This is a genomic window from Kitasatospora sp. NPDC058444 (assembly GCF_042721415.1).
In the GTDB taxonomy this organism is placed as follows: Bacteria; Actinomycetota; Actinomycetes; order Streptomycetales; family Streptomycetaceae; genus Kitasatospora.
The window spans coordinates 67,760-93,075 of record NZ_JBHXLL010000007.1 but is presented as its reverse complement, the minus strand read 5'-3'; the positions used below and the strand labels follow the sequence as shown (position 1 = coordinate 93,075).

21 protein-coding genes and 2 pseudogenes are annotated in these 25,316 nt (G+C 75.7%); 14 read left to right on the top strand and 9 right to left on the bottom strand.

The window, feature by feature from the left end:
- Positions 1 to 55: 55 nt before the first annotated feature.
- Positions 56 to 550: an aegerolysin family protein gene (locus ACFWP2_RS10855; RefSeq protein WP_380450026.1), complete on the bottom strand. Its 495-nt coding sequence runs from the start codon at positions 548 to 550 to the stop codon at positions 56 to 58.
- Positions 551 to 810: 260 nt separating this feature from the next.
- On the opposite strand from ACFWP2_RS10855, the gene ACFWP2_RS10850 reads away from it, so the two are divergent.
- Positions 811 to 3,798: a BTAD domain-containing putative transcriptional regulator gene (locus ACFWP2_RS10850; RefSeq protein ID WP_380450025.1), complete on the top strand. Its 2,988-nt coding sequence runs from the start codon at positions 811 to 813 to the stop codon at positions 3,796 to 3,798.
- A 31-nt stretch (positions 3,799 to 3,829) separates the two neighbouring features.
- Here ACFWP2_RS10850 and ACFWP2_RS10845 read toward each other — a convergent pair whose 3' ends face one another.
- The gene (locus ACFWP2_RS10845; RefSeq protein WP_380450024.1) at positions 3,830 to 5,692 is read right to left on the bottom strand and encodes a protein kinase; all 1,863 of its coding nucleotides are present in this window, start codon (positions 5,690 to 5,692) and stop codon (positions 3,830 to 3,832) included.
- Between the two features lie 471 nt (positions 5,693 to 6,163).
- On the opposite strand from ACFWP2_RS10845, the gene ACFWP2_RS10840 reads away from it, so the two are divergent.
- The 4 genes from ACFWP2_RS10840 to ACFWP2_RS10825 all read left to right on the top strand — a co-directional run bounded on the left by ACFWP2_RS10840 (position 6,164) and on the right by ACFWP2_RS10825 (position 10,654).
- Positions 6,164 to 7,075, top strand: coding sequence for a MerR family transcriptional regulator (locus ACFWP2_RS10840; RefSeq protein ID WP_380450023.1), 912 nt, complete (start codon positions 6,164 to 6,166; stop codon positions 7,073 to 7,075).
- A gap of 136 nt (positions 7,076 to 7,211) precedes the next feature.
- On the top strand, positions 7,212 to 8,174 hold the full coding sequence (locus tag ACFWP2_RS10835; RefSeq protein WP_380450022.1) for a quinone oxidoreductase family protein: 963 nt from the start codon (positions 7,212 to 7,214) through the stop codon (positions 8,172 to 8,174).
- 41 nt (positions 8,175 to 8,215) lie between these two features.
- On the top strand, positions 8,216 to 8,806 hold the full coding sequence (locus tag ACFWP2_RS10830) for a TetR/AcrR family transcriptional regulator (RefSeq protein WP_380450179.1): 591 nt from the start codon (positions 8,216 to 8,218) through the stop codon (positions 8,804 to 8,806).
- A 438-nt stretch (positions 8,807 to 9,244) separates the two neighbouring features.
- The gene (locus ACFWP2_RS10825) at positions 9,245 to 10,654 is read left to right on the top strand and encodes an MFS transporter (RefSeq protein ID WP_380450021.1); all 1,410 of its coding nucleotides are present in this window, start codon (positions 9,245 to 9,247) and stop codon (positions 10,652 to 10,654) included.
- 138 nt (positions 10,655 to 10,792) lie between these two features.
- On the opposite strand, the gene ACFWP2_RS10820 is transcribed toward ACFWP2_RS10825, so the two are convergent.
- Complete coding sequence (locus ACFWP2_RS10820; RefSeq protein ID WP_380450020.1) at positions 10,793 to 11,728, bottom strand: hypothetical protein; 936 nt, start codon at positions 11,726 to 11,728, stop codon at positions 10,793 to 10,795.
- Between the two features lie 126 nt (positions 11,729 to 11,854).
- On the bottom strand, positions 11,855 to 12,289 hold the full coding sequence (locus ACFWP2_RS10815) for an NUDIX domain-containing protein (RefSeq protein WP_380450019.1): 435 nt from the start codon (positions 12,287 to 12,289) through the stop codon (positions 11,855 to 11,857).
- Between the two features lie 164 nt (positions 12,290 to 12,453).
- Here ACFWP2_RS10815 and ACFWP2_RS10810 point away from each other — a divergent pair, with 164 nt between their 5' ends.
- The 5 genes from ACFWP2_RS10810 to ACFWP2_RS10790 all read left to right on the top strand — a co-directional run bounded on the left by ACFWP2_RS10810 (position 12,454) and on the right by ACFWP2_RS10790 (position 16,946).
- Positions 12,454 to 13,557, top strand: coding sequence for an NADH:flavin oxidoreductase/NADH oxidase (locus ACFWP2_RS10810; protein WP_380450018.1), 1,104 nt, complete (start codon positions 12,454 to 12,456; stop codon positions 13,555 to 13,557).
- Between the two features lie 439 nt (positions 13,558 to 13,996).
- Entirely contained in the window at positions 13,997 to 14,416 is a 420-nt protein-coding gene (locus ACFWP2_RS10805; protein WP_380450178.1) for a carboxymuconolactone decarboxylase family protein, read from the top strand.
- 124 nt (positions 14,417 to 14,540) lie between these two features.
- A complete protein-coding gene (locus tag ACFWP2_RS10800; RefSeq protein ID WP_380450017.1) occupies positions 14,541 to 15,125 on the top strand; it encodes a hypothetical protein in 585 nt (194 codons plus the stop codon).
- Positions 15,126 to 15,934: 809 nt separating this feature from the next.
- Complete coding sequence (locus ACFWP2_RS10795) at positions 15,935 to 16,177, top strand: hypothetical protein (RefSeq protein WP_380450016.1); 243 nt, start codon at positions 15,935 to 15,937, stop codon at positions 16,175 to 16,177.
- A 10-nt stretch (positions 16,178 to 16,187) separates the two neighbouring features.
- Positions 16,188 to 16,946 carry a helix-turn-helix domain-containing protein gene (locus ACFWP2_RS10790; RefSeq protein WP_380450015.1) on the top strand — a complete coding sequence of 253 codons (759 nt, stop codon included), beginning with the start codon at positions 16,188 to 16,190 and terminating at the stop codon, positions 16,944 to 16,946.
- 135 nt (positions 16,947 to 17,081) lie between these two features.
- On the opposite strand, the gene ACFWP2_RS10785 is transcribed toward ACFWP2_RS10790, so the two are convergent.
- Together ACFWP2_RS10785 and ACFWP2_RS10780 are read right to left on the bottom strand one after the other, a co-directional pair.
- Positions 17,082 to 17,507: a hypothetical protein gene (locus ACFWP2_RS10785; RefSeq protein ID WP_380450014.1), complete on the bottom strand. Its 426-nt coding sequence runs from the start codon at positions 17,505 to 17,507 to the stop codon at positions 17,082 to 17,084.
- Between the two features lie 93 nt (positions 17,508 to 17,600).
- Positions 17,601 to 18,179, bottom strand: a pseudogene (locus ACFWP2_RS10780) (RNA-guided endonuclease TnpB family protein); the annotation flags it as partial.
- 30 nt (positions 18,180 to 18,209) lie between these two features.
- On the opposite strand from ACFWP2_RS10780, the pseudogene tnpA reads away from it, so the two are divergent.
- Positions 18,210 to 18,452: pseudogene (tnpA, locus tag ACFWP2_RS10775) on the top strand (IS200/IS605 family transposase); the annotation flags it as partial.
- A 101-nt stretch (positions 18,453 to 18,553) separates the two neighbouring features.
- Here the strand turns inward: tnpA and ACFWP2_RS10770 are convergent.
- On the bottom strand, positions 18,554 to 18,679 hold the full coding sequence (locus ACFWP2_RS10770) for a hypothetical protein (RefSeq protein WP_380450013.1): 126 nt from the start codon (positions 18,677 to 18,679) through the stop codon (positions 18,554 to 18,556).
- 105 nt (positions 18,680 to 18,784) lie between these two features.
- On the opposite strand from ACFWP2_RS10770, the gene ACFWP2_RS10765 reads away from it, so the two are divergent.
- The 3 genes from ACFWP2_RS10765 (at position 18,785) to ACFWP2_RS10755 (ending at position 23,052) form a co-directional block, all read left to right on the top strand.
- The gene (locus tag ACFWP2_RS10765) at positions 18,785 to 19,441 is read left to right on the top strand and encodes a maleylpyruvate isomerase N-terminal domain-containing protein (RefSeq protein ID WP_380450177.1); all 657 of its coding nucleotides are present in this window, start codon (positions 18,785 to 18,787) and stop codon (positions 19,439 to 19,441) included.
- A 91-nt stretch (positions 19,442 to 19,532) separates the two neighbouring features.
- On the top strand, positions 19,533 to 19,952 hold the full coding sequence (locus ACFWP2_RS10760) for a hypothetical protein (RefSeq protein WP_380450012.1): 420 nt from the start codon (positions 19,533 to 19,535) through the stop codon (positions 19,950 to 19,952).
- Positions 19,953 to 20,193: 241 nt separating this feature from the next.
- Positions 20,194 to 23,052 (top strand): BTAD domain-containing putative transcriptional regulator, encoded by a 2,859-nt coding sequence (locus ACFWP2_RS10755; RefSeq protein WP_380450011.1) that lies wholly within the window; start codon positions 20,194 to 20,196, stop codon positions 23,050 to 23,052.
- A gap of 298 nt (positions 23,053 to 23,350) precedes the next feature.
- Here the strand turns inward: ACFWP2_RS10755 and ACFWP2_RS10750 are convergent, their stop codons facing one another.
- Entirely contained in the window at positions 23,351 to 24,532 is a 1,182-nt protein-coding gene (locus tag ACFWP2_RS10750) for a sensor histidine kinase (protein ID WP_380450010.1), read from the bottom strand.
- Complete coding sequence (locus tag ACFWP2_RS10745) at positions 24,529 to 25,224, bottom strand: response regulator transcription factor (RefSeq protein WP_380450009.1); 696 nt, start codon at positions 25,222 to 25,224, stop codon at positions 24,529 to 24,531. Before ACFWP2_RS10745 ends, ACFWP2_RS10750 begins: the two co-directional genes overlap by 4 nt.
- Between the last annotated feature and the right edge of the window lie 92 nt (positions 25,225 to 25,316).

Sequence of the window (25,316 nt, the reverse complement as noted above, 5' to 3'; positions counted from 1 at the left end):
GCGTGCCGCTCAACGGTGTCCGGCGAAGCGGCCGTTCACCGGGGCCGGCTGCCGGTCACGGGCCCGTGATGGTCCAGTACACGGCGGCGTTGTTGCCGCTGCCGCCGCTCATCGCGAACCTGAACATCGGGTCGGAACCCGCGGAGTCGTAGCTGTTGCTGCCGACGTACGGGTTGTTCCAGTGGAGCTGGACGCGCTTGCCGTTGAGCCCGGGGTTCCCGCAGTTCTCCGCGTCGTAGATGACGTGGCCCTCGGTCCCGGTCATGAAGCCGTTGCTCTCGGACTGCCAGCGGCCAGTGTTCCCGTCGTTGATGATGGCGTCCGGAGCCGACGTCCAGATGCCGTGGTCCAGCCAGGTGTTCTGCAGGCGCAGTTGGCAGCCCGTCCAGTTGACGACCGAGACCTGCGTGCTGCGCGCCGCGCTCAGCGTCTGCGCCGCCGCGGAGGGCTGGTCCGCGGTGGCCGCGCCGGCCGGGGCGGCCGTCACGAACAGTCCGGCGACGCCGGCCGCGGCCAGGGCCGAGCGCATCAGAGCCTTCCGTATCGCCATCGGTGGTTCCTCTCGTTCTCCGACCGCATCGGTGCGGTCGTCCTGCTCGAAGCCTCGACCGCACCTGTCGACAGGCGGTCGACAGCCCGTTGACAGGCGATGGACGGCAACGGGGCACGGGGCACCGGTGCGCACCGGTGAGGCGGGGCGACCCGGCGCCCGGACCGTCCCCGGCGGCCCAGCGCGTCACCCCTGAGCAGCGGCGACGCGGTCGGTATCATGCGCCCGGGGGATCGTTCGCAGGCGAGGGGGGACTGCTGGTGAGTGGTTTACGGTTCGCGGTGCTGGGGCCGCTGCGGGGGTGGCGGGACGGCGGGGAGCTGACGCTCGGCTCGCCGCAGCAGCGCAGCCTGCTGCTCGCGCTGCTGCTGAGGGCCGACCACCCGGTGTCGACCGGTCAGCTGGTCGACGACCTGTGGGGCGAGGAGCCGCCGGCCAAGCCGTCCGCCGTGATCCGGACGTACGTCCACCGCCTGCGCCGCGTCCTGGGCCCCGACGCGCCGACCACGCTCAGCGGGGGCTACCTGCTCGCCCTGGACCCCGGGAGCCTGGACACCCACCGCTTCGAGGGACTCCTCGGCGAGGCGAAGGAACTGCGCGCCGGCGGTGAGCACGCCCGCGCCGCCGCCACACTCCGCTCGGTGCTGGCCCTGTGGCAGGGCGAGCCGATGTCCGGACTGCCCGGCCCCTACGCCGAGCGGCAGCGCGGCGAGTGGGCCGAACGCCGGGTGACCGTCCTGGAGTCGTGCCTGGAGGCCGAGGTCGAGGCCGGACCGTCCGGTGAGGCCGTCGCCGAACTGACCGCGGTCGTGGCCGAACACCCGCTCAGGGAACGGTTCTCCGAACTGCTGATGCTCGCCCTCTACGGAACCGGCCGGCAGGCCGACGCGCTGGGCGTGTACCGCGCGGCGGACCGGCGGCTGCGCGAGCAGCTCGGCGTCAGCGCCGGGCCCGGCCTGCGCGAGCTGCAGCGCCGGATCCTGGTGGCCGACGCCGCCCTCGTGGCGCCCGCGCGGCCCCGGCCCGCCGTCGCGGCCCGCCCGCCCCTCCAGGCCCGCCCCCCGCACCAGGCCTCTGTGCCGTACCAGACGGCGGTCCGGCCCACCCAGGTCCCGGCCGACCTCGCCGACTTCACCGGCCGCGAGGCGCAGACCGGGGAGCTGCGCGCCGTCCTGCTCGCGCCCCACGCCGTGCCCGTGGCGACCGTGTCGGGCCTGGGCGGCGTGGGCAAGACGGCGCTGGCCGTCCACGTCGCGCACGAGCTGGCCGCCGAGTTCCCCGACGGTCAGCTCTACCTCGACCTGCACGGGGCCGACGGCCGCCCGACCCGGCCCGAGGAGGCGGTGGGCACCTTCCTGCGTGCCCTCGGCGTGCGCGCTGACGCGCTGGCCCCCGCGCTCGTCGAACGCTCGGCCCAGTTCCGCTCGTTGCTCTCCGGCCGGCGTGTGCTGCTGGTCCTCGACAACGCCCGGGACGCCGAGCAGATCAGGCCGCTGCTGCCCGGCCGGCCCGGCTGCGCCGTGCTCGTCACCAGCCGGGCCAGGCTCGGCTCGCTGCCCAACGCGCACGTCGTCGAACTCGCCGCCTTCGCCCCGCGGGAGGCCCTCGGCCTGCTCGGCCGGGTGATCGGCGCGCAGCGGCTGCGGGCCGAGGAGGAGACGGCCGCGGAACTCGTCCGGCTCTGCGGCCACCTCCCGCTGGCCGTGCGCATCCTCGCCGCGCGCCTGGCCTGCCGGCCGGGCTGGACCGTGGCCCGGCTGCTCGACAAGCTGTCCGGCACCGGGCGCCGGCTGGACGTGCTGCGCGCCGGGGACCTCGCCGTCGAGTCGGCGTTCCGTTTCGGCTACGACCAGCTGACGCCCGGACAGGCCCGGGCCTTCCGACTGTTGGCGATTCCGGAGGTGCCGGACCTGTCACCGGGCGCGGTCGCGGCGGTGCTCGGCCTGCCGGAGGAGGAGGCGGAGGAGCTGGCCGAGTCGCTGGTGGACTGCTCGATGCTGGAGACCGCGCCACCGGACCGCTACCGGTACCACGGGCTGCTGCGTGACTTCGCCCAACAGCTCGCTCAGGATTCGGGGGCGGGGGCGGACCTTCCCGCCGCCGTCCTGACCCGCCTGACGGTCCATCGGCACGAGGAGACCGTCGCGGCCCTCGGACCGTCGGCCGCCCGCGCCGCCCTGGGGGGCGACGGGCGGGGCGATGGGCGGACCGGAGGCGGGACCGGCGCACCGCACGGCCGCGTCGACTACCACGGCATCGGCGCGCTGGTCGGCCAGTACGCCGCTCTCCCCGAGCCGCCCCGGCTCGGCCTGGCGGCCGAACTCCTGCTCGGCTGCGCCCTGTTGTGCGACACCGGCCAGGCCACCCGCCCACTCGGGCACGCGGCCAAGGTCCTGCTCCAGGCCGCCGTCCGGGCGGGCGACCGGGCGGCCGAGGTCAGGGCCCGGCTGGTGCTCGGACGGCTGCTGACCGAGGTCGGATCCGAACCCGCGGCCCTCGCCGAGCTGATCAAGGCCCGTGACCTGTGCGCCGCCCACGACCTGCCGGGACCGCTGCTCGCCCTGGCCCACGCCTCGCTGGCCGCCCTGTTCGTCCAGGTCGGCCGGCCGGGCGACGCGGTCGGCGGCTTCACCGCGGCGATCTCGGCCTGGGAACGGCTCGGCGATCAGCGCTCGGTGGCGGCCGAGCTGCTCAACCTGGCCGGCGCGTTCACCGAACTCGGCCGCTTCGAGGCGGCGGTGCGGGTCGTCGACCAGTCCCTGCTGATCTGCCACCGGCTCGCCGACCACGAGCTCCAGGCGCTCGCCCTGGACTCGATGGGGACGATCGCCCACGACCGCGGCGAGTTCGAGCAGGCCCTGCGCCACCACCGCAACGCCCTCTCCCTGCTGCGGCCGGACGACCGGCGCCGCACCGGCCGTACGCTGCTGCGGCTCACCGAGTCGCTGCGCGCCCTCGGCCGCGGCGAGGAGGCGGTGGCGGCGGCCGACCGGGCGGTCGAGGTGCTGACGCTCGACGGCGACCGCCGGGGGCGCGGCCTCGCCCTGGCGGCGCTCGGCGACGCGCTCGCCGACCGCGATGGGGACGGCAACGGCGACGGGAGCGCGGCGCAGGCCTGCCGGTCGGAGGCCTACGACATCCTGGCCTCCCTCGGCTCCCCCGAGGCCAACCGGCTGCGTGCCCTGATCGGCCCGGGCGGGCCCGCCGTCCGGCCCCGCCGGCAGTGGCCATCCTGGCTGCCGGGGTGACGCGCCGGAGGTCCGGCCGGCGGCCGACGGCTCAGCCGAACGTCCACACCTGGTTCGGCGCGCTCGAACAGGGCGTCACCTGGGCTCCCGCGCCGATTCCCTCGGACGTCAGGCACAGCTTGCTCTCGACGTTGTGGATCTCGAAGCCGCCCGTCACCGGCACGATGGCCCAGACCTGGTTCCAGCCGGACGGCGGGCTCGTCCAGATCCGCACGAACCCGCTCTTGCGGTCCTGGTCCAGCACCTTGGTGTAGTTGCTGGCGGCGTTGCGCAGGTAGTACATCCCCTCGGCGACCTTGTCCAGCTGCCACAGCTGCGCCGACGTGCCGTTGACGACGTAGGTGCCGACCATGTTGCCGTCCTGGTCCGCGGATCGGTAGTTGTCCAACGCGCCGTTGGTGCCGGTGATCTGCGCCAGGACGGGAAGTTGCGGCTTCGGCTGCTGCGTGGGCGGGGCGGGCTGAGTCGGCGTCGCGGAGGCCGTGGGCGTGACCGCTTCGCCGGGGGCGGGCCGGGACGGGGCGGCGGAGGTCGGCGCGGGCGTGGCGGGGTTCCCACCGGCGGCGGGGGCGGGTGCGGCCGGGGCGGTGGGCGGGGGCTCGAGCGGGGAGGGGACCGGGGGCGGCGCGGCGGCGGTCCGCCCGGTGGCCGGCGCGGTCGCGGTGGTGGGCGCGGCGGCGGACGCGGGGCTCTCGCCCGTGCCCGGTCCGGCCGACGGCACCGGGGGCACCGCCGGGGAGGACGGCTGCCCGGCGGGCGGGCGGACGGCCTCCGCGGACGCGGGAGCGCCCGGCACCGCGAGGCCGGCCGTGGGCCCGGTGAGGGCGGCGGCTTGCGGCGCGCCGTTGCCCCCGGGTCGGACCACCGTCGCTCCGGCGGCCCCGCCCACGCAGAGCAGGGTCAGCGCCGTCACCCCGGCCAGCGCTCGCAGGCGGCGCGTGGCCCGGGGAACGCGTGCGGCGATCGGCCGGGGCCCGGGCCGGGCCGGGCCGGTCGGCGGCGCGTCCTCGGCCGCCGCGAGGGCGCGGCGCACCGCGGCGGCCATCGTCGCCGCGTCGGGCCAGCGCTCGCCGGGTTCCTTGGCCATCGCCCGCTCGACCAGCGCCCGCACCGGCGCGGGCACGTCCCCGGGAAGCGGCGGCACGGGCTCCGTCAGGTGCTTGAGGATCACTTCGAGGGCGGTCTCCCCCTCGTACGGGAGCCGGCCGGCGAGGCATTCGTAGAGGACCACGCCGAGCGCGTAGAGGTCCGCCGAGGTGGTGACCGTCCCGGTGGAGGCCTGTTCCGGTGCCTGGTAGGCGGCGGTGCCCAGCACCATCCCCGGTACGGTCAGCCGGACGTCGCAGGCGGGCCGGGCGACGCCGAAGTCCGCGATCACCGTCCGGTCACCACGGACCATCAGGTTGGCCGGTTTGATGTCCCGGTGGACCACCCCGGATTCGTGCGCGGTCTCCAGCGCCTCCAGCACCTGGAGGGCAAGCTCCAGGGCCTCCGCCACCGGCAGGGCCCCGCGGCGTTCCAGGACGGCGCTCAGCGGCTGACCGTCGATCAGTTCCATGACCAGGTAGCCGACCGGGCGCCGCCCGTCCGTGGCGCCGTGCTCGTGACTGTGGCCGTGGTCGTGGTCGCGGCCACGGTCCTGACCGTTCCCGTGGCCGCTGTGCCCGTAGTCGTACACGCCGACGATGCCGGGGTGCCGCAGCCGGGCCATGACCCGGGCTTCGGCGTGGAAGCGTTCGGCAAAGCCGGGCTCGTCCAGCAGGGCGGGTTTCACCACCTTGACCGCCACCCGGCGGCCGAGGACCTCGTCCTCGGCGAGCCACACGTCGCCCATCGACCCGCCGCCCAGCCAGTCCACCAGTCGGTAGCGGCCGGCGAGCACGGTGCCGCGCAATGCATCCCCCTGATTCGAGCCCGAGGACCGGAGCGGGTCCGGTGACCGGCCCGGTCGCCTGGGAGCGCCCTGGTCCGGGGCCCACTCCGAGGAGTGCGCCCCTGGCAAACAACTACTGAATTCCCATCATATGAATCACGATCAGCTCAAGCCATCACCGCCCCGCGGCCCGCCAGGCCGGACACGGGTCCGGGCGCTTCCGGCGACAACGAGGCACCGGACGCGCCGTTCGTCCACGGATGGTGTGACCCGAGGGCATCCCCTCCCAGCTCACAGGCGGCCGACCGCGCACGGATGACCCCTGGTCCACGGCCCGGTGGACGCCCCCGCTCCGCGCCACTGGTGGGCGGCAGAGCTCTGCGGGGTTCTGCGCAGCTCCGCGGGGCGGATCCGGTCGGAAAGCCGACGTACCGCCACAGAGCGAGCCCGGCGTTTGCCCCTCCCCCAGGGGCAGGGGGCACAGTGGCGGGCGTGCGGGAGGAAGACGTGATCACCATCGGCGAGCTCGCCGCCCGGAGCAGGCTCAGCCTCAAGGCCCTGCGGCTGTACGGCGAGCGGGGGCTGCTGCCGCCGGCCGTGGTCGACGCGCGCACCGGGGTGCGGCGCTACGGGCCGGCGCAGGTCGAGCGGGCCCGGCGGATCGCGCTGCTGCGCGCGGCCGGACTGCCGCTGGCGCGGATCGCGGTGGTGCTGGACGCGGCCGAGCGGGACGCCGGCGGCAACGGGGGCGAGCGGAAGGCGGGCTCGGCCGGGCGGGAGGCGGGCTCGGCCGAGCGGGACGCCGGCGCGGGCGAGCGGGAGCTGCTGGCGTACTGGCGGGAGCGGGAGGCCGAGCACGCGGCCCGCCGGGAGGCGGTGGGCTACGCCCGGGAGGTCCTGAGTGGAAGGAGCACCACCATGTTCGAGATCGCCGAGCGCGACGTGCCCGAGCAGTACGTCCTGTTCGTGCGCCGGCACGTGGACGCCGCCGCGCTGCCCGGCTTCCTCGCCGAGGCCTCCGGGCTGCTGCTCGGGCGGCTGCGGGAGGTCGACGCGTGCCTGTCCGCGCCGCTGTTCGCGGTGTACCACGGCCTGGTGGGCGAGGACTGCGAGGCCCTGGTCGAGGTCTGCGCCCCCACCCCGAACGCCGTCGGCCCGCACGGCCCGTTCGCGGTGCGCATCGAGCCCGCGCACCGCGAGGCGTACACCGCCCTGCCCCGGCGGGGCTTCGCCGCGATGGCCGCCGCCCACGACGCGGTGGGCGCCTGGGTCGCCGCCCGCGGGTACGGGCGGGGCGGGCCGAACCGGGAGGTGTACTACCCGAACCGGGAGACGGCCGGGCCGCGGGAGCACGTCACGGACGTCGCCGTGCCGCTGGCCGCCGTGCCGCCGGCCGAGGGGTGACTGCCGGTCGCCGTACGGGTTTCTGGACTTGTGGGTCCATTTCCGGCTGCCTAACGTGCCTGCTCGTTCCCCTCTCTCCTCGACGAGCCTCCTCGATGAGTCTCCTCAACGAGCCCGCACAGGAAGGTGTCCGCCCATGCACGCGATCCGGATCGAGGAGCACGGCGGCCCCGAGGTCATGCGCTGGACCGAGCTGCCGGACCCGGTGCCCGGCCCCGGCGAGGCGCTGGTGCGCCTGGGCGCGGCCGGCGTCAACTTCATGGACGTCGGCGCCCGTTCCGAGGGCGGTCCGGGCTGGGCGGCGCCGGCGGTCCTGGGCGCCGAGGGCATGGGGTACGTCGCGGCCCTGGGCGAGGGGGTGGCGGAGTTCGCCGTCGGCGACCGGGTGGCCTGGTTCTACCATCCGGGCAGCTACGCCGAGTTGCTCGCCGTCCCGGCCGCCTCGCTGGTCGCGGTGCCCGACGGGGTGCCGGACGAGGTCGCGGGCGGCCTGCTGATGCAGGGCCTGACGGCAAGCCATCTGAGCACCGAGACCCACCCGATCGCCCCGGGCGACACGGCCGTGGTGCACGCGGCGGCGGGCGGGGTCGGCCGGCTGCTGACCCAGCTGGTCAAGGCGCGCGGCGGGAGGGTGATCGGCCTGGTCTCCCGCGAGGAGAAGGCCCCGGTCGCGCGGGAGGCCGGGGCCGACCACGTGCTGGTCCACTCCGGCGGCGGCTTCGAGGAGCGGATCCGGGAGCTGACCGGCGGGCGCGGGGCCGACGTCGTCTACGACGGCGGCGGCACCGACACCTTCCGCTCCTCCCAGCTGGCCCTGCGCCCGCACGGGGTGCACGCCTACTACGGCCCGTTCATGGGCGTGCCCGAGCTGCGGCCCACCGACCTGCCGAACAGCATCCTGCTGACGTACCCGGTGGTGCACCACCACGTCCCCACCCGCGAGGCGCTGGTCCGGCGTGCCGGCGAGCTGTTCGACCTCGTCCTGGCCGGGCGGCTCACCCCGCGGGTCACCGGCCGCTACCCGCTGGCCGAGGCGGCCCGGGCGCACGCGGACCTGGAGTCCCGGCGCACCACCGGCAAGCTGGTGCTGCTGCCGTGACCGTACGGGAGGGGCAGGCGAAGGGGCGGCCGGTGGAGCAGCTGCCGCCGACCCGCAAGGGCGCCGCGACCAGGCGGCGGATCGTCGAGGGCGCGGCCCTGGAGATCCGCGAGGCGGGCGTGTTCGCGCTGCGTCTGGAGGACGTGATGGCCCGCACCGCGACCAGCAAGAGCCAGCTGTTCCACTACTTCCCCGGCGGGAAGGACGAACTGCTGCTGGCCGTGGCCCGCCTGGAGGCGGCCCGGGTGCTCGACGACCAGCAGCCGGAGCTGGGTGCCCTCACCTCCCCGCAGGCCTGGTGGCGGTGGCGCGACAAGGTCCTCGCCCGCTACCGGGCGCAGGGCGTCAGCTGCCCGCTGCACGTGGCCCTGTCCCAGCTGGGCACGGCCACCGGCGCGGGCCGCACGGTGGCCGCCGAGCTGCTGGGGCGGTGGCAGCGCCGGCTCGCCGCCGGCATCCGCCACCTGCAGGGCGGCGGGGTGATCCGCCCGGGCCTGGACGCCGACCGGGAGGCCGCCGCGCTGCTGGCCGGGGTCCAGGGCGGGGTGCTGATCCTGATGACCACCGGCTGCGCCGACCACCTGGAGGCGGCGCTGGACTCGGGCCTCGCCCGGCTGGGGCTGGCGCCCTGACGGCGGGCTGACGGCGCCCTGACGGCCGGCTGACGCCGGGCCCGGGGCGGCGCGTCCCGGGTGACGCAGCGCGGTCGCTCCCGTACGGACGGGCACCGCCCGGGTGTGGAACAGGTCACAGTTCCAGGGCAGTTGGGGCCCTCGGGTGAGAAGGGTCACGCCCGGCGCGGGTTCACGGCGCCCGACGGCGAGGGCCCCCGGCAGGACTGGGCGGGCGCCGCCGCGGCACGGGCGAAGGGCCTGTCCGCTTCGGGACCTTGGTCGTGAATCCGCTCGACCTTCGGCCCGGTGGCGGCCCCGCCGGACCGGGGCAACCGTGGACGGTCGCCCGTTGTGACCGGGCGATGGCGCCGTCCGACGTGGGCGGCGCCTTCCCCTGCCGTCTACCCGGCGCACGGTGCGCAGTGCGCGCCGTACGCTCCGGAGGACCCCAAGCACATGTCCCAGACCATCGACAACGCCCCGTATACCGCGTTCCACCGCAGGCTGGCCCTGGCCTGTTCGGGCGGACCCCTGCTCGACGGCTACATCCTGAGCATCGTCGGCGTCGCCCTGATCGGGATGCGCCCGGACCTCGGGCTGTCCACCGCCGAGGTCAGCCTGATCGGCGCCGCCGCGCTGATCGGGATGTTCGTCGGCGGCGCGCTCTTCGGCGTGCTGACCGACAGGATCGGCCGGGAGGTGATGTACACCGCCGACCTGCTCGTGATGGTCGCCTGCTCGGTGCTCTCCTTCTGGGTCGACGCGGTGTGGGCGATCACCGTGCTGCGCTTCGTGCTCGGCATGGCCGTGGCCGCCGACTACCCCATCGCCACCTCGCTGCTCGCCGAATGGCTGCCCGCCAAGCACCGCGGCCGGCTGCTCGGCAAGCAGATCATCGCCTGGTACGCCGGTTCCGTGCTCGCCTACGTGGTGGGCTACCTGTTCCTGGAGCTGGCCGGGCCGGGCAGCTGGCGGTGGATGCTGGCGAGTTCCACCGTGCTGTGCGTGGTGTTCCTGGTGATCCGGCGCGGCTCGCCGGAGTCCCCGCGCTGGCTGGCCGCCAACGGGCGGGTCGGTGACGCGGTGCGCGTGGTCGAGAAGCACCTGGGCGTGCGCGTGGACGGCCGGGAGCTGATGCCCGACCCGGCCGAGCGCGGCCGCCCCGCCGGGCTGCGCCTGCTGATGACCCAGCCCTACCGGCGCCGCACCCTGTTCTGCGGCCTGTTCTTCCTGTGCCAGGTCGGCCCGCTGTTCGCGATGCTCACCTTCGGCCCGCAGATCCTCTCCTCCTTCGGCATGCCGGGCGGCACCGTGATGGAGACCCTCGGCACCGGCCTGATCAGCCTGGTCTTCCTGCTCGGCTGCTACCCGGCGCTGCGCCTGATCGACACCCGCGGCCGGCGGCCCGTCATCATCTGGTCCTTCGCGCTGATGACCGTCCCGCTGGCGCTGCTGGGCGTGTGGCCCACTGCCCCGGCCGCCGTCGCGCTGCTGGCGCTGTGCGCGTACGCCTTCCTGTGCGGCGGGCCGAACGTGCTCGACTGGACGTACCCCAACGAGCTGTTCCCGACCGAGATCCGGGCCACCGCCGTGGGGGTGGCCACCTCGGTCAGCCGGATCGGCGCGGCGGTCGGCACCTACCTGCTGCCGCTGTCGCTGACCGGGCTCGGCACCGGCCCGACCATGCTGATCGCCGCCGGGACCACGGCCGTCGGGCTGCTGGTCTGCGTCATGTGGGCGGAGGAGACGCGCGGCACCGCGCTCGGCGCCTCGCCGGCGGCTGCCTCCGGCGGTGCCGCCACCACCGGTGCGCGCGGCGCCCGTGGCGGCGTTCCGGCCCAGCGGGTTCCGCAGACGGCGCGCTGACGGCCGGCGCGCACGGCACGCGTCCCGCCCTCCGACGGCGCCGCCCGGTCCTCCCGGGCGGCGCCGTCCGGCGTCCCGAGGGCGGCGACGGCGCCCGCCCGACTCCCACCGGCGGCGCCGACTCCGTCGACTCCGCCGTCACGGGACGCCGGCTCCCGTCCCGCGAAGGCGTTCCAGGGTGACGTGGTAGGCCCGCCACATGGGGTGCGGGCCACACCAGGAGTGGGGCGGCAGGAGGTCGTCGCGCTCCACGTCGGCGGGCAAGCGGCCGGTGACGGGGGTGACCACGCGTCCGCGGTGGCGGGCGAGGTAGGTCCAGAAGCCGACGGCGAGCGGTGCGGCGGCCACACCCGCGGGGACCGGCCAGGGCTCGCCGGTCTGCGGGTGCCGCGGCACCACGACGATGTCCGGGAGCGGGCCGGGCATCGGCAGACCGGGGCCGGCCAGAGCCACGCGCCGGGGCGGGCGCCCGGCCGCCCGTCCCGGCGGGAGCAGCCGGTCGAGCAGCGCGTGGAAGGCGTCGGCGAGGGGGCCGCCGGGCAGGACGACGGGCGAGCCGTCCGCGGCGGCGACCAGGTGGGCGAGCACCACGGCCGACTCCGCCTCCCAGCGCGGGTCCCACCGCCCCGTCCGGTCGAACGGCTCGGCGGCGCACCACCATTGGGTGAGCGCCGCCCAGTCCGCGACCGGACGGGCGGGGCCCGCGGGGACGGGGCGCACCGCGTCCGGCTCCAGCCAGGTGGCCTGCCACAGCGAGCAGTCGTCGACCCTGGTCGCGACCTTCCGGCCGCAGCCGCCGCAGGTGACGTTCGGGCCGTTGCGGCCGTCGATGCCGCAGCAGGCGCCGATCTCGCGTCGCTGGACGAGGGCGGTACCGTGGGCGTCGCCGGGGGCGATCACGATCCGGCGGGGCTCCCTGACGGGATGCTCGTCGACGGCGTAGGTGCCGGATTCCATCAGGACGGGCATGGGGTGGCCGTTGCCGTAGCCGAAGTCCGCGTAGACCGGGTACGGGACCCGTGACAGCGGCACGGTCAGCGCGTGTCCGCACCGGCCGCACTCGAAGACCTCCATGCACTCCCCTTGTTCCGGCGCCGGAGCGGGTGTGCGCGACGCCGGTGGGCGAGTATCGCGGGCCCGGCGGGCCGGGGCCAACGGGTTTTCCGCCGGCCCCGGGCGCGCACCGTGTCCGACTCCCCGTCAGGCCAGGTCGCCGCGTTCGCGCAGCAGGGGCAGGAGGTGGTCGCGGACGGCGGGGGCCAGGCGCAGGGTGTCGTCGCGGCCGTCGGTCCAGCGCAGGTCGGCGAGTTCGGCGGCGGGGGCGGGTTCGCGGTCCAGGCCGGCGGTGAAGACGGTCATCAGCATGGGCACGCCTTCGAGGGCGGCGGTGGCGCGGATGTCGGTGAGGTGGCGGGGGTCGACCGGGGCCGCGCCGAGCTCCTCGCCCAGTTCGCGGGTCAGTGCCCGGAGGGGGTCCTCGCCGGCGTCGGGCTTGCCGCCGGGGAGGTAGAAGACGTCGGGGGCGGCCTGCTTGCTGACGACGAGGAGTCGGCCGTCCCGGATGATCGCGGCGGCGGCGACGGTGAGGGGCGTGGTTTCGGTGTCCTGGGTGCTGGTGGCTGCGGAGTCGATCATGGAAGGGATTGTCGCAGGTGGGAGGGTGTGGCGGCGGAGGACCCTTGCGAGTCCGTGCGCGCGCAACTATTGTTTGCGAATGTAAATGCAGCTGCAAAAGTTGCAGGCTCGCCCTAGCTTCGCCCCTCCGTCCTGGCGCCAGCCGACCCCACCGGGAGTCCGACATGAGCACCTCTCTCTTCGCCCCCCTCACCCTGCGGTCGCTGACCGTCCCCAACCGGATCTGGATGCCGGCGATGTGCCAGTACAGCGCCGCGCCGAACGGCGAGGCGGCCGGCGTGCCGACCGACTGGCACTTCACCCACCTCGCGGCCCGCGCCGCCGGCGGCACCGGACTGATCATCACCGAGGCCACCGCCGTCAGCCCCGAGGGGCGCATCAGCCCGTACGACCTCGGCATCTGGAACGACGAGCAGGCCGCGGCCTTCCGCCGGATCACCTCCTTCCTGAAGAGCCAGGGCACCGTCCCGGCGATCCAGCTCGCCCACGCCGGGCGCAAGGCCTCCACCGAGCGCACCTGGGTCGACCGCGGCCGCCCCGTCGCCCCGGGCGAGGAGCACGGCTGGACCCCGGTCGGCCCCAGCGCCGAGGCCTTCTCCTCCGCCCACACCACCCCGGACGAGCTGAGCGAGGAGCAGATCGGCGCGATCGTGCGGCAGTTCGCCGACGCCGCCCGGCGCGCGCTCGACGCCGGCTTCCAGGTCGCCGAGGTCCACGGCGCCCACGGCTACCTGGTCCACCAGTTCCTCTCCCCCGCGTCCAACCGCCGCACCGACGGCTACGGCGGCTCCTTCGAGGGCCGCATCCGCTTCGCGCTGGAGGTCGTCGACGCCGTCCGCGCGGTGTGGCCCGAGGACCTGCCGGTCTTCTTCCGCGTCTCCGCGACCGACTGGCTCACCGAGGACCCGCAGGACGGGCGCGAGGGCTGGACCTCGCAGGACACCGTCCGCCTCGCCAAGGAGCTGCGGGCCCACGGCGTCGACCTGCTCGACGTCTCCACCGGCGGCGTCGTCCCCGACGCCCGGATCGAGGCCGCGCCCGGCTTCCAGGTGCCCTTCGCCGAGGCCGTGCGCCGCGAGACCGACCTGCCGGTGGCCGCCGTCGGCCTGATCACCGAGGCCGCCCAGGCCCAGGCCATCGTCACCGACGGCCACGCCGACGCCGTCCTGATCGGCCGCGAACTGCTGCGCAACCCCTACTGGGCCCGCCAGGCCGCCGCCGAACTCGGCGGCGAGGTCACCACCCCCGTCCAGTACCACCGCGCCTGACGCGCCCGCACACACCGGTGGGGCGGGGAGCCGACGCGATCGGCTCCCCGCCCCACCGGCGCAGAAGTCGGCTCCGCCGACTTCCCACTCCTGGCCCACGCGCCGCAACCCGCCCCGACCCGCCGGGCCGGCACCCCGCGGCAGGCCCGGCGCGCGGCCACTCGGCCAACGGCGAGTCACAGCCGACAGCGGCACGTGGACATCGGTCCGGTATCCCCGGTCCGGGAGCAGCCGTCCGGTTCGTGCGCAGGAAATCTTTCGGCCCAGGTAGGGCGGAGTGATGCCATTTCAGGGGGGCTCAGCCGCAAATTTTCCTGTGGAGGTGGGTTGGCGTGTGGTGCTTGAGCTGGAGTGCACTCCAAGTCATACGGTTTCCGACGTGGTCGCCGCCGCCCGTGGTCGGCGGCCGGGAGACGGGAGAGGAGCAGCACGGATGAGCATGTCCGCGAGTGAGGCCGAGGTCCGCCGGGAGCGTTTCGCGCACGGGCTGGAGGTGCTGGAGCGGATCGACGGCGAGGTCGGGCGGCGGGTGGTGGAGTCGCTGGGCGACGTGAGCCCCGAGCTCGGGCACCAGATCGTCGCGTGGGGGTTCGGGGAGATCTACAGCCGCCCCGGACTCGCTCCGCGTGAGCGGCAGTTGGTGACCCTGGGCATGCTCACCGCGCTCGGCGGGTGCGAGCCGCAGCTGGAGGTGCACGTCAACGCCTCGCTGAACGTCGGGCTCACCCCGCAGGAGATCGTCGAGGCGCTGCTGCACTCCGCCGCCTACTGCGGCTTCCCGAAGGCCCTGAACGCCACCTTCGTCGCCAAGAAGGTCTTCGCCGAGCGCGGGCTCCTGCCGGTCGCGGAGGACCGGTAGTCCCGGCTCCGCGGGGGGCGGCTCCCCGTTCCGGTGCCGGGGCCGGTCGCACGGGCGGTCAGGTCCCTGTGCTGTACTGCCTGCTCGTCCGTGCCCGTCCCGCATCACCTCCGGAGACCCCCCGATGAGTGCCACCTGTCCGACGTGCGCGGCGGCGGACGAGACCGTCACCGTGCGAGAAGCCCTGCAGGACACCGACCGGCCCCTCGACCCGCCGACGCGGGAGCTGCTGTCGATGCCCTCCGAGCCCCGGGGCGCGAGCGGGGCCGCGATCACCCTCTTCGTCCTGGCCGGCCTCCTCGGCCTGCTGGGCCTGCGCGCGCTCCTCTCCGGCGAGAGCGAGGAGGGCGGCGGCAGCTCCGACGCCGCGTACCAGGCCGGCCACCAGTACGGTGCGCTCGCCATCGCCTTGATCCTGCTCGGGATCGGACTCGCCGTCCACGCCCGCCACCGGCGCCGCCGGAGTGCGGCGGCCGACCAGTGGCCGCGGACCTACGACCAGTGGCAGCAGCTCCACCGGGTGTGGCGGGCGACCTGGCTGTGCCGGCGCTGCCGCGCCGTGTTCCTGCCCGCGGCATCGCCGCACCCCGACTCCGCCGTCGCCCCCTCCGCCGTCACTCCCGCGGTGCCCGTGGCTCATTTCCCGCAGTGGGCGGCGACCGTCGCGCGACAGGGCGACCACCCCGGCGCGCCGACCGCGTCGGCCTGACCGCCGCCGTCACGCCCGTGGGCATGCGGCCGGCCAACGGGCCGACAGGCCAACTGGCCGGCAGGGCAAGGTGCCAGGACCGGACCGCGCCGCGGGCCCGGGCCCCGCTGTCGGGATCGGCGGGGTACGGGTCGGCCGGCGCTGGCGCTCCCCCGCGGTGGCCCGGTGGAGGATCTCGCCGTGGAGGTCGCGGGGAGGCTGCACTCGCCCCGGGAAGGGCCGGCCTCGGAGCCGAGCGGCACCGCCGCCCGGGACGGCCTGCGGTCCGGCCCGACCGTCCGGCCGGCCCGGTGGTGCGGGTACTTCGGTGCGGCGAGTACCGCTGCCGGCCCGCCCTGCTGGAACAGGGCAGGCCGAATCCCCTGGTGGTGTCGAGTGGCAACGGCCGGGGAGACCGCGTACGTGAGGCATCGGGCCCGTTCCAGTACCGGGCTGGGCCCGGGCGCCTCCGGCCCTGGGCCCGGGGCGGGGCCTGTGCGGGGCGCTCACCCCGCCGATGTCCACAGAGGATGCCGTTTTTCGCTCTCCCGTGACAAGCCCGAACGGGTGCGAGAGGTCGGACGGGGCAGGTGTCCGGGCGCCGGGGTGCGGACGGGCCGACGGCTGTGAGCTGCGGTTCTCTCCTGACGCCGTTTCACCTTCGAGTGGGACAAAGCGAGAAACGGGGACGTAAAGCGTTGGACCGTCCCCGCGGCACACGGCGACCCTGTGCGTGGGTGTCCGGCCCGCCCGGCCCTGGAAGGCCGTGCGGGCGCGTAAGGACCCCGGTCGAGTGGCAACAGCCGCAAATCCAGCGAAGCGGAGACCGCATGGAACAGCAGTACACCCCGGCCGCGCACGCGGCGTGCGTCGAGGTCCGCACGGCCCCCGGCATCCCGGTGCCCGTCCCGGCCGCCGTGCTCGTGGTCGTCGTCCTCCTCCTCACCACCGCCCTGACCGCGCTCGGCACCCCCGCCCGCACCGCCGTCGCCACCCTGGCCGCCGGCGGACTGCTCGGCATAGAGCTGGTCCGCCGCCTGGCCGAGGCGCTGACCGTCCGCCGGGCCCGCTAGGCGGCGGCCGGTGGGGCGCCTGACCAGCGCCCTGGCTGACCGGGACGACGAGGTCCGGACGCTCGCGCGGTGGCTGCGCGCCCTGCGCGAGCGCTCCGGCCTCACCTACAGCCAGATGGCGCACAAGACCGCCGGATTCGCCCGGCCCGTCTCCCTGGCCACCCTCTCCCGCGCGGACGAGGGCCGTACGGTGCCGACCTGGCCGGTCACCGAGGCCTACACCCGGGCCTGCGGCGGCTCGGTGCGCACCGCCGAGCGGCTGTGGCTGCGCGCCGACGCCGGCCGGCGCGGGCGGCGCGGGGCCAAGGCCGCGCCGGTCGCACCGGGCGCGGCCGGTGCGGGGCGGGCCCTGCCGTACGTCACGCAGCGCTGCGAACTGCTCGTCGCGATGCGGCGGCTGCGGCTGCGCGCGGGGAGCCCGTCCCTGCGGGAGCTGGAGGCGCGGGCGGTGCGTGGCGCGGTGAGCCACCTGCCGCGCAGCACCCTGCAGGGGGTGCTGGCGGGTGAGCGGGACTGCACCGAGCGGGTCCTCGTCGAGTTCGTCCGGGCCTGCGGGGTGGGCCCGGCGGCGGAGGCCGAGTGGGTGGCGGCCCTGCGCCGCACCGCCGGTACGCCGCCCCCGCCGCCGGACGTCCACCGCCGGCTCGCCGAGGCCCACGCGGAGATCCGGCGCCTGCGCCGCGCCCTCGACGGCCGCCCGGCGCGGGAGGTCGGCCCGCCCGACTTCCCGCGCCGCACCGGCCGGCTGACGGGACGGCCCGTCCCCTGACCGAGAGCCCCCGCACGAACGCGGGAAGCCGACGGCCCCGGCCGCCCGCACCGGGGGCGGGGCATGTCGACGCTCCCCACCAGGCCGGAGCGAGAAGTCGGCCCGTCCGACTTCTCGCTCCGGGGCAGGCGGCGCCTACGGCGAAGGCGGGATCGGTGGTGGCTCTTCCTCGGTCAGCAGGTGCCGGCCGAGGTGCGCCGTGAGGAACGCGGCGATCGCATCCGCGTCAATGGAATCCGCGGGCAGGTCACCCGGACGGGGCCGGTGGATCCCAATGAGTTCATCCCGCAACCGGGCATCGAGGAGCGGCGCTTGGTACTGGTCGATGGTCCCCCGGTAGAACAGCCAGTCGAAGATCCTGACAGCAGGGCAGCGGCCGGACTGCGGCTCTTCCGAGAAATGGCCGTCATGCCAGGAGCCGACGTAGGCGTAGTCCGCTTGCCTCAGTGCTCGGTCGAGGTTCGGGGTGGGGAGGTCCTTCAGGTTCCAGTGGGCACGGGCTTCGGCCTCGGGTACGGGTTCCGGGACTGCGGCAAGCCAGAGACGGTATTCGAACACCACAGCAGGTTGACAGATCGTCACCGGATCCGGCGCGGCCGGGGCGTCGTCAGCCCTCCGGCCTCCGCAGCAGCCAGCGTTGACATCCTCTGCGCCCTAAAGGACGGAGATTCCCGCCTGCCTGCCGGTGGTCACCGGGTGGGGCTTCGAGTGGGTTCCCGTTTCTTCGCGCTGTGCCGGGACGAGTCCCGGTCTTACCCGCGCTCCGCAGGCTGATACCGCCAGTCCGGCGGCCTTGGCGACGTTGACCGCCGCGTTGATGTCCCGGTCCAGAACGGTCCCGCAGGCTCCACATGTCCACTCGCGGACGTTGAGGGGCTTGGGGCCGTCCTGGACGCCGCAGGCCGAGCAGACCTGAGACGTGGGCTCGAACCGTCCGATGCGGTGGAACACGCGCCCGTACAGAGCGGCCTTGTACTCCAGCATCGCGGTGAATGCCGACCATCCGGCGTCGTATACGGACTTGGCCATGCGCGTGCGGGCGAGGCCCTTGACCGCAAGGTCTTCCACTGCAACCGCTTGGTTCTCGCGGATCAGCTTGGTGGAGAGCTGGTGGTGGAACTCGCGTCGCGCATCGGCGGTCCGTGCGTGGGCGCGGGCAACCTTGATCCGGGCCTTCACCCGGTTCGCTGATCCCTTCGCCTTCCGGCTCAGGTTCCGCTGCGCCTGCGGGAGGTATGCGCCGGCTTCGAGGCCGAGCTGAAGCAGTTCAACGGCGAGGACGACCACGTGCACCTCCTGGTGCGCTGTCCGCCGAAGGTCCAGCTCTCCAAGCCGGTCAACTCCCTCAAGGGCGTCTCGGCCCGGCTGCCGCGCAAGGAGTACGACACGCACGTGCGCCGGTACCTGTGGGGCGGACACTTCTGGTCCGGCTCCTACTTCGCCGGGAGCTGCGGCGGCGCACCGCTGACCGCGGTCAAGCAGTACATCGAGAACCAGAAGCGGCCCGTCTCATCGTCACCTCGAGGCGCAGCGAACTCCGGCGCTCCGCGCCCCCGGGCCAAGGATGGCCTTCACCCCCGCCCTGAAGGACGGAGCACTGGCCAAGATCAGAGGTAGATCAGGACCGCCGTGACGGCGCCGACGGCCAGGACCGCGGCGTCGACCCCTTCGAGCACGGCCCGGTCCTGCCCGTGGTGGTGGTATACCCCGGACAGCAGGGCCCTGGCGGCCAAGGCCGCCACCGCCCCGCCGCCGGTGGCCAGGAGGGCCTCGACCTGGCGGCCGGTGTGGAACCCGGCGGGCCCGAAGTGCCCCGGGGCGGTGGCAGCTTGCCGAACGTGGGGCTCTTCGGGCGGTCGTGGGAGGCGTTGCGGGCGGCGGTGGACGGGCTCGCGCCGCAGGACTTCACCGGGCCGTCCGGATGCGCGGGCCGGCTGGTGCGGGACCTGGTGTGCCACCTGGTGATCGACGCCCAGGGCGTGCTGATCACCCTGGTGACCCCGTCCCCGGCGGAACCCACCCGCGACGCGGCCTCGTACTGGGAGGTCCACCGGGAGCCGCCGGACGGGCGGGACCCGCTGGACGCGCTGACCGTACGGCTGGCCGCCTCGTACGGGGACCCCGCGCTGCTGCGCTTCCACCCGGACGACGTCGGCTCCGCGGCCGGCCGGGCCGCCGAACTCGCCGACCCGCGCCGGCGGGTGGCCACCCGGGGCCAGGTGCTGACCGCCGCCGACTACCTGGACGCGTACGTGCTGGAGTGGACGCTGCACCACCTGGACCTGGTCGCGCACCTGCCGCACCTGCCCGGCCCGCCCGCCGAGGGGCTCGCCGCGGCGCGGCGGCTGCTGGAACGGACCGCCGGCGCCCCGTTCCCCGCCGCCTTCCCGGACGCCGACGCCCTGCTGCTCGGCACGGGCCGCCGGCCCGCGACCGGCGCCGAGCGGGCCGCGCTCGGGACGCTCGGGCAGCGGCTGCCGTTCGTCCTCGGGTGACGCGAACTCCCCGGCCGCGGAAGGTTCGACCGGGTGCTCCGCGGCGAAACGCGCATGCGCCCGCGTCGGGGCGTCTGCCATCCTGGGGCGCGTGCCAGCCCGTAACCGGCGACTGCCGCGCGACCTGGCGTGGCCGCTCACCCCGACCGACATCCGCACCGCCCTCGGCGCGCGGGAGCCGGAGGCCGTCGACCTGGACTTCGACGGGCGCCCGTGGGAGGACGGGACGGCGCTGCACGTCGAGTGGGTGCCGCGCCTGTCCGCCAACCACGGCGGCGGCATCCATCCCCGGTGGTGGTCCACGGTGCGGATCCGGGTCGCCCCGGTCCCGGCCGCCGAACGGGCCGCGGCCCGGCACCTCCTGCGGCAGGACGCGCTTCCCGAACTCGCGGCCTGGATCGATGCCGCCCGGCGCGCCCCGCAGACCTGGGCCCTGGCCCGGCACAGTCGTTCCTGGCGGCCCGAGGGCAGCGGCACGGCCCGCCGCGACGACCACCGGCCGTATCCCTGACCCGCCCGTGCGGGCCGCCCGGTGGGGTGCCATGGACACGGCACGGCGCCCGGGCGAGGATGGCTGCCGCGCCGCCGTCCGTGCCCGTACGGCCGGTCGGGCGGCGAGGCCGAGCGCGCCCGTACGGCCGGTCGGGCGGCGGATCCGGGCACGCCCGGGGCGCGGCGGGGCGTGACGAGGCATGGAAGCGCGGCAGTGCCGGTGCGCCACCGCGGCGGCCGGTCCACCGGAGGGGCGGGACGTGGAGTTCAGGATCCTGGGGGCGTTGGAGGTGCGGGCCCCGGACCGCGCGGTGCTCGCCGTCGGCGGGCGCCGTCAACAGGCCCTGCTGGCCGCGCTGGTGGCCCATGCCGGGCGGACGGTGTCGGTGTCCCGGCTGGTCGACGCGGTCTGGGACGAGGGTCCGCCGGCCACGGCCGACCGCCAGGTCAGGAACATGGTCGGCCTGTTGCGCCGGGCGCTCGTCCTCGGCCCGGGGCGGTCCTCGCCGATCCGCACCGACGGCCCCGGCTACCTCCTCGACGCCTCCGAAGTCCGGGTGGACGCCCTGGAGTTCGCCGCCCTGGTGGACTCCGCGGCGGCACCGGGCGCCGACCAGGCCGCCCGGCTGCGGGCAGCGTTGGCGCTGTGGCGCGGCCCCGCGCTGGACGGGCTGCCGGGCCGGGTCCTGGCCGCCGTCGCGGCCGGGCTGGAGGAGCGGCGGATGTCCGCGCTGGAGCGGCTCTACGAGCTGGAGCTGGCGGCCGGACGGCCCGACCGGATCATCTCCGAACTCACGGGACTCGTCGCCGAGTTCCCGATCCGCGACGGCCTGGTGCGGCACCTGCTGACGGCCCTGGCGCGCTGCGGCCGGCACGCCGAGGGCCTGGCGGTCTACCGCCGCTACGCCGACCACCTCGCGCAGGACCTGGGCCTGGACCCCTCCCCCGAACTGCGCTCGCTCCAGCGCGAGTTACTGGGAGCAGCGGGCCCACCGCCGCCGACAGAGCCACCGAAGGCACCGTCCCCCGGCCCACGCCCCGCCCAACTCCCCCGGGATCTACCGTCCTTCGTCGGCCGCGAAGCCCACCTGCGGGCCATGGACCACCACCTGACCGGGCCCGGCGGCTCCGACACCCCCGGCGGCTCCGACGCTGCCGACAGCCCCGACGCCCCGGCCCCGGCGGCCGTCACCGTGATCACCGGCATCGCCGGCGGCGGCAAGTCGGCCCTGGCCGTGCGCTGGTCGCAGCGCGCCCGGGACCGCTTCCCCGACGGCCAGCTCTTCGCCGACCTGCACGGCTGGTCGGCGGCCGGACCGCAGGAGCCGCACGCCGTCCTCGCCGCCTTCCTGCGGGCCCTCGGCGTACCGGCCGAGGACGTCCCCGGCCGGCCCGACGAAGCGGCCGCGCTCTACCGCTCCACGCTGGCCCGCCGGCGGGTCCTGATCGTCCTGGACAACGCGCTCGACGCCGAACAGGTCCGCCCGCTGCTGCCCGGCAGCGGGGGCTGCGCGGTCGTCGTGACCAGCCGCGACCGGCTCACCGGGCTCGTCGTGCGCGAGGGCGCCCACCGGATCGAGCTGGCGGACTTCAGCCCGGCCGAGGGGCGGGCCCTGGTGCACCGGGTACTCGGGTCCGAGCGCGTCGCGGCCCGGGAGCACTCCGTCACCCGGCTGCTCGACGCCTGCGGCCACCTCCCGCTGGCCGTCGGCCTCGCCGTCGCCCGGCTGCGCGACCGCCCGCACCACGACCTCGCCGACTTCGCCACCGAACTCGCCGCCGCGGGCACCCGCCTCGACGTCCTCGAAGCGGACGGCGACGACCCGTCCGCCCGCCTGCGCACGGTGTTCGCACTGTCCTACCGCGCACTCGACGCGCCCGCCGGACGCCTCCTGCGACTGCTCGCGGCCAGCCCCGCCGTCGACCTCACGGCGCCGGTCGCCGAGGCGGTCGGCGGGCTGGACGGCGCCCAGAGCGCGCGGATCCTGCGCCGGCTGGCCAACGTCCACCTCCTCGCCGAACACGCCGTCGGCCGCTACCGCTTCCACGACCTGATCCGGCTGTTCGCCGCCGAACGGGCCGCGCAGCAGGAGAGCGAGCACTCCCGCGGCCTCGCCCGGCGCCGCTGGTACGCCTGGTGCCTGCACCACGCCTCCGCCGCCGCCCGGCTGCTGATACCGGGACGGCCCCGGGTACCGCTGCCGCCACCGCCCGAGGGCCTGCGCACCACGGCCTTCGCCGCACCGGAGGAGGCCGAGCGGTGGTGCGACGGGCAGCGCGCCAACCTGCTCGCCACCGCCGGCCACGCCTACGAGCACCGGGACGACGAAACCGCCTGGAAACTCCCCACGCTGCTCTGGATCCACCTGCACCGCAGCGGCCGGCACGCCGAACGGCTGGCCCTCGGCCGCACGGCGGTGGCCGCGGCCCGGCGGCTCGCGGACCCGCTCGCCGAGGCCCGCACCCTCAACGACCAGGGGCACGCCTGGAGCACCGTGGGCGACCTGGACAGGGCGCGCCGGCACTACGGGCAGGCCCTCGACCTGGCCCGCACCGCCGCGGACCCGGCCGCCGAGGGCCAGGTGCTGGCCAACCTCGGCGCCCTGTGCTTCTTCTCCCGCGACTACGCCGAAGCGGCCGGCCGCTACGAAGCCGCCCTCCTGCTGCTGCCCGCCGACGGGCCCGACGCCGACCACTGGACGGTCCGCCTGTGCGAGACCAGCCTGGCCTCGGTCCACGCCTTCCTCGGCCGCTACGAGGCCGCGCAGGCCCTGGCCGAGCGACTGCTCGCCCCCGAAGCGGGCCTGGGCGACACCATCCTGGGATGCTCGCTGCACAACGTCGTCGGCCTCACCCGCTACGCCGCCGGACGGCCCGACGAGGCGCTGCGCCACTTCGCCCGCTCCCTGTCCGTCGGCCGGCACATCACCGGGTTCACGGACCAGCGGGCCCACTCCCTGGCCGGCCTGGCCGCCGCCCAGCAGGCCCTGGGCCGCCCGGCCGCCGCCCGCCGCTCCTGGGCCGCCGCCCTCGACCTGTACCGGGAGCTGCCCGACCACTACCGCAGCCCGATCGCCCTCCTGACCTCCCTCGGCTTCACCCCGCCCGCCCTCCCCTGACCCGCGCGCCGCCGGCCGGGCAGGCGCGGCGAGCGGGGCAGAAGGGCAACGCGGGCAGGAAAGAGGGCCGGGCTGGCGCGGCCAGCACCTCCGAGCGGACGAAGCAAGAAGGGCAAGGCGGGGCGGGCAGGCGGCCCCGAACGGGCGGGGTGGCCGGGCAAGAGGGCCGGCGCGGTGGGCGGGAGGGCCCGGGCGGGCCGGTGGGGCGGGTTCCTCACGGGCCTTCGACCGGGGCCCGATCGGATCGTCGCGGGCGGCGCTCCGGAGCGGCCGGGCGGGCCCCGGCGGGCCTTCCCGGTCAGTTCGCCTGGTCCTCGGCCGGGCCGGGGAGGGTGAGGGTCGCCCGCAGGCCGCCGGCCGGGTCGGGGGCGAGGTGGAGTTCGCCGTGGTGGGCGTCGGTGACGGCGGCGACGATGGCCAGGCCCAGGCCGTGGCCGCGGCGGGACGGGTCGGTCGCGGCGGTGCGGCCGCGCCCGCGCAGGAACGGTTCGGTGAAGGTGGCCACGGCCTCCTCGGTCAGCTGCGGGCCGGTGTTGGTGACGGTGAGGCGCACCCGGCCGGGCCGCTCGGGGTCGGCCCCGGTGGTGACGGTGACCCGCCCGTCGGCGCCGGCCGGCAGGTTGTGCCGCAGCGCGTTGTGCAGCAGGTTGACGGCCGCCTGGCGCAGCAGGACGGGGTTGCCGGTGGTCGGGGCGGCGTGCAGGTCGGCGGTGAGGGTGACGCCGAGGTCCTCGGCCTCGTCGCGGACGGCGGCCAGTGCCTCGCCCGTGGCGGTGGCGAGGTCGGTGGGGGCGAGGTCGGGCGGGGCGTGGCCGAGGTCGGCGAGCTGGAGCAGGGCCTCGCTGATCTCGATGCCGCGCTGGTTGGTGTCCTGGAGGCGGGTGACGAGGCGGCCCCAGTCCTGGCCGGCCGGGTCGGCGGCGGCGACCTGGAGCATGGTGCGGGTGATCGCCAGCGGGGTGCGCAGTTCGTGGGAGGCGTTGGCGGCGAAGCGCTGCTGGGCCTCGAAGGAGCGCTGGAGGCGGGCCAGCATCTCGTCGAAGGCGTCGGAGAGGTCGGTGAACTCGTCGCGCGGCCCGGTGAGGGCGATGCGGTGTTCCAGTGCCCCGCTCGCGGCGCGGTGCGCGGCGCGGGTGATGTCCTGCAGCGGGCGCAGCACCCGGCCGGCGATCAGCCAGCCGCCGGCCAGGCCGACGGCGGTCAGCAGGGCCAGGGCGTAGCCGCTGGCCCTGAGCAGGGAGTGGAGGATCTCCTGGCGGGAGGGGGCGTCGGAGCGGTAGCGCGGGTTGGAGGAGGTGAGGGGGTAGTTGGGGACGTAGCGCATGCCGACGTAGACGACGGCGAGGCACAGGACGCCGGCGGTGACGGCGAAGAGGGTGTAGCTGAGGGTCAGGCGCATCCGGGCGGTGAGGCGGCGCGGGCGGCTTCCCGGGCGGCGCTCTCCCGTGCGGCGCTCTCCCGTGCGTCGGGGCTTGCTCATCGCGGGCCGCCGTCCTCGCCGGGGTCGGCGGAGGGGTCGGTCAGGCGGTAGCCCACCCCCGGTACGGTCTGGATCACCCACGGGTCGCCGAGGCGTTTGCGCAGGCCGGAGATGGTGATGCGGACGGCGTTGGTGAAGGGGTCGGCGTTCTCGTCCCAGGCGCGTTCCAGCAGGTCCTCGGCGCTGATGACGCCGCCGCGCGCGGTCATCAGGACCTCCAGGACGGCGAACTGCTTGCGGGACAGGCCCACGTAGCGGCCGTCCCGGTAGACCTCGCGGCGGAAGGGGTCCAGGCGCAGTCCGGCGTACTCCAGGACGGGCGGGGTGGCCTGGGCGGGGCGGCGGGCCAGGGAGCGCAGCCGTACGACGAGTTCGGCGAGGTCGAAGGGCTTGGTGAGGTAGTCGTCGGCGCCGAGTTCGAAGCCGGCGACCTTCTCGTTCAGGCGGGCGGCGGCGGTGAGCATCAGCACCCGGCAGCCGAGGCCGCGCGAGACGATGCTGCGGCAGACGTCGTCGCCGTGGGTGCCGGGGATGTCGCGGTCGAGGACGACGACGTCGTAGCTGTGGACGGCCAGGCGCTCCAGCGCCGCGTCGCCGTCGGTGACGATGTCGCAGGCGATCGCCTCCAGCCGCAGCCCGGCCTGGACCGCCTCCGCGAGGTAGATCTCGTCCTCCACCACCAGGACCCGCACGTGCCGTTCTCCCTCTCGCCGCTGTGTCCGCTGTGTTCGCTGTTCGTACCCATTGGACCCGATGGGGCCTATCGAAAACGTATCGGCCTGCG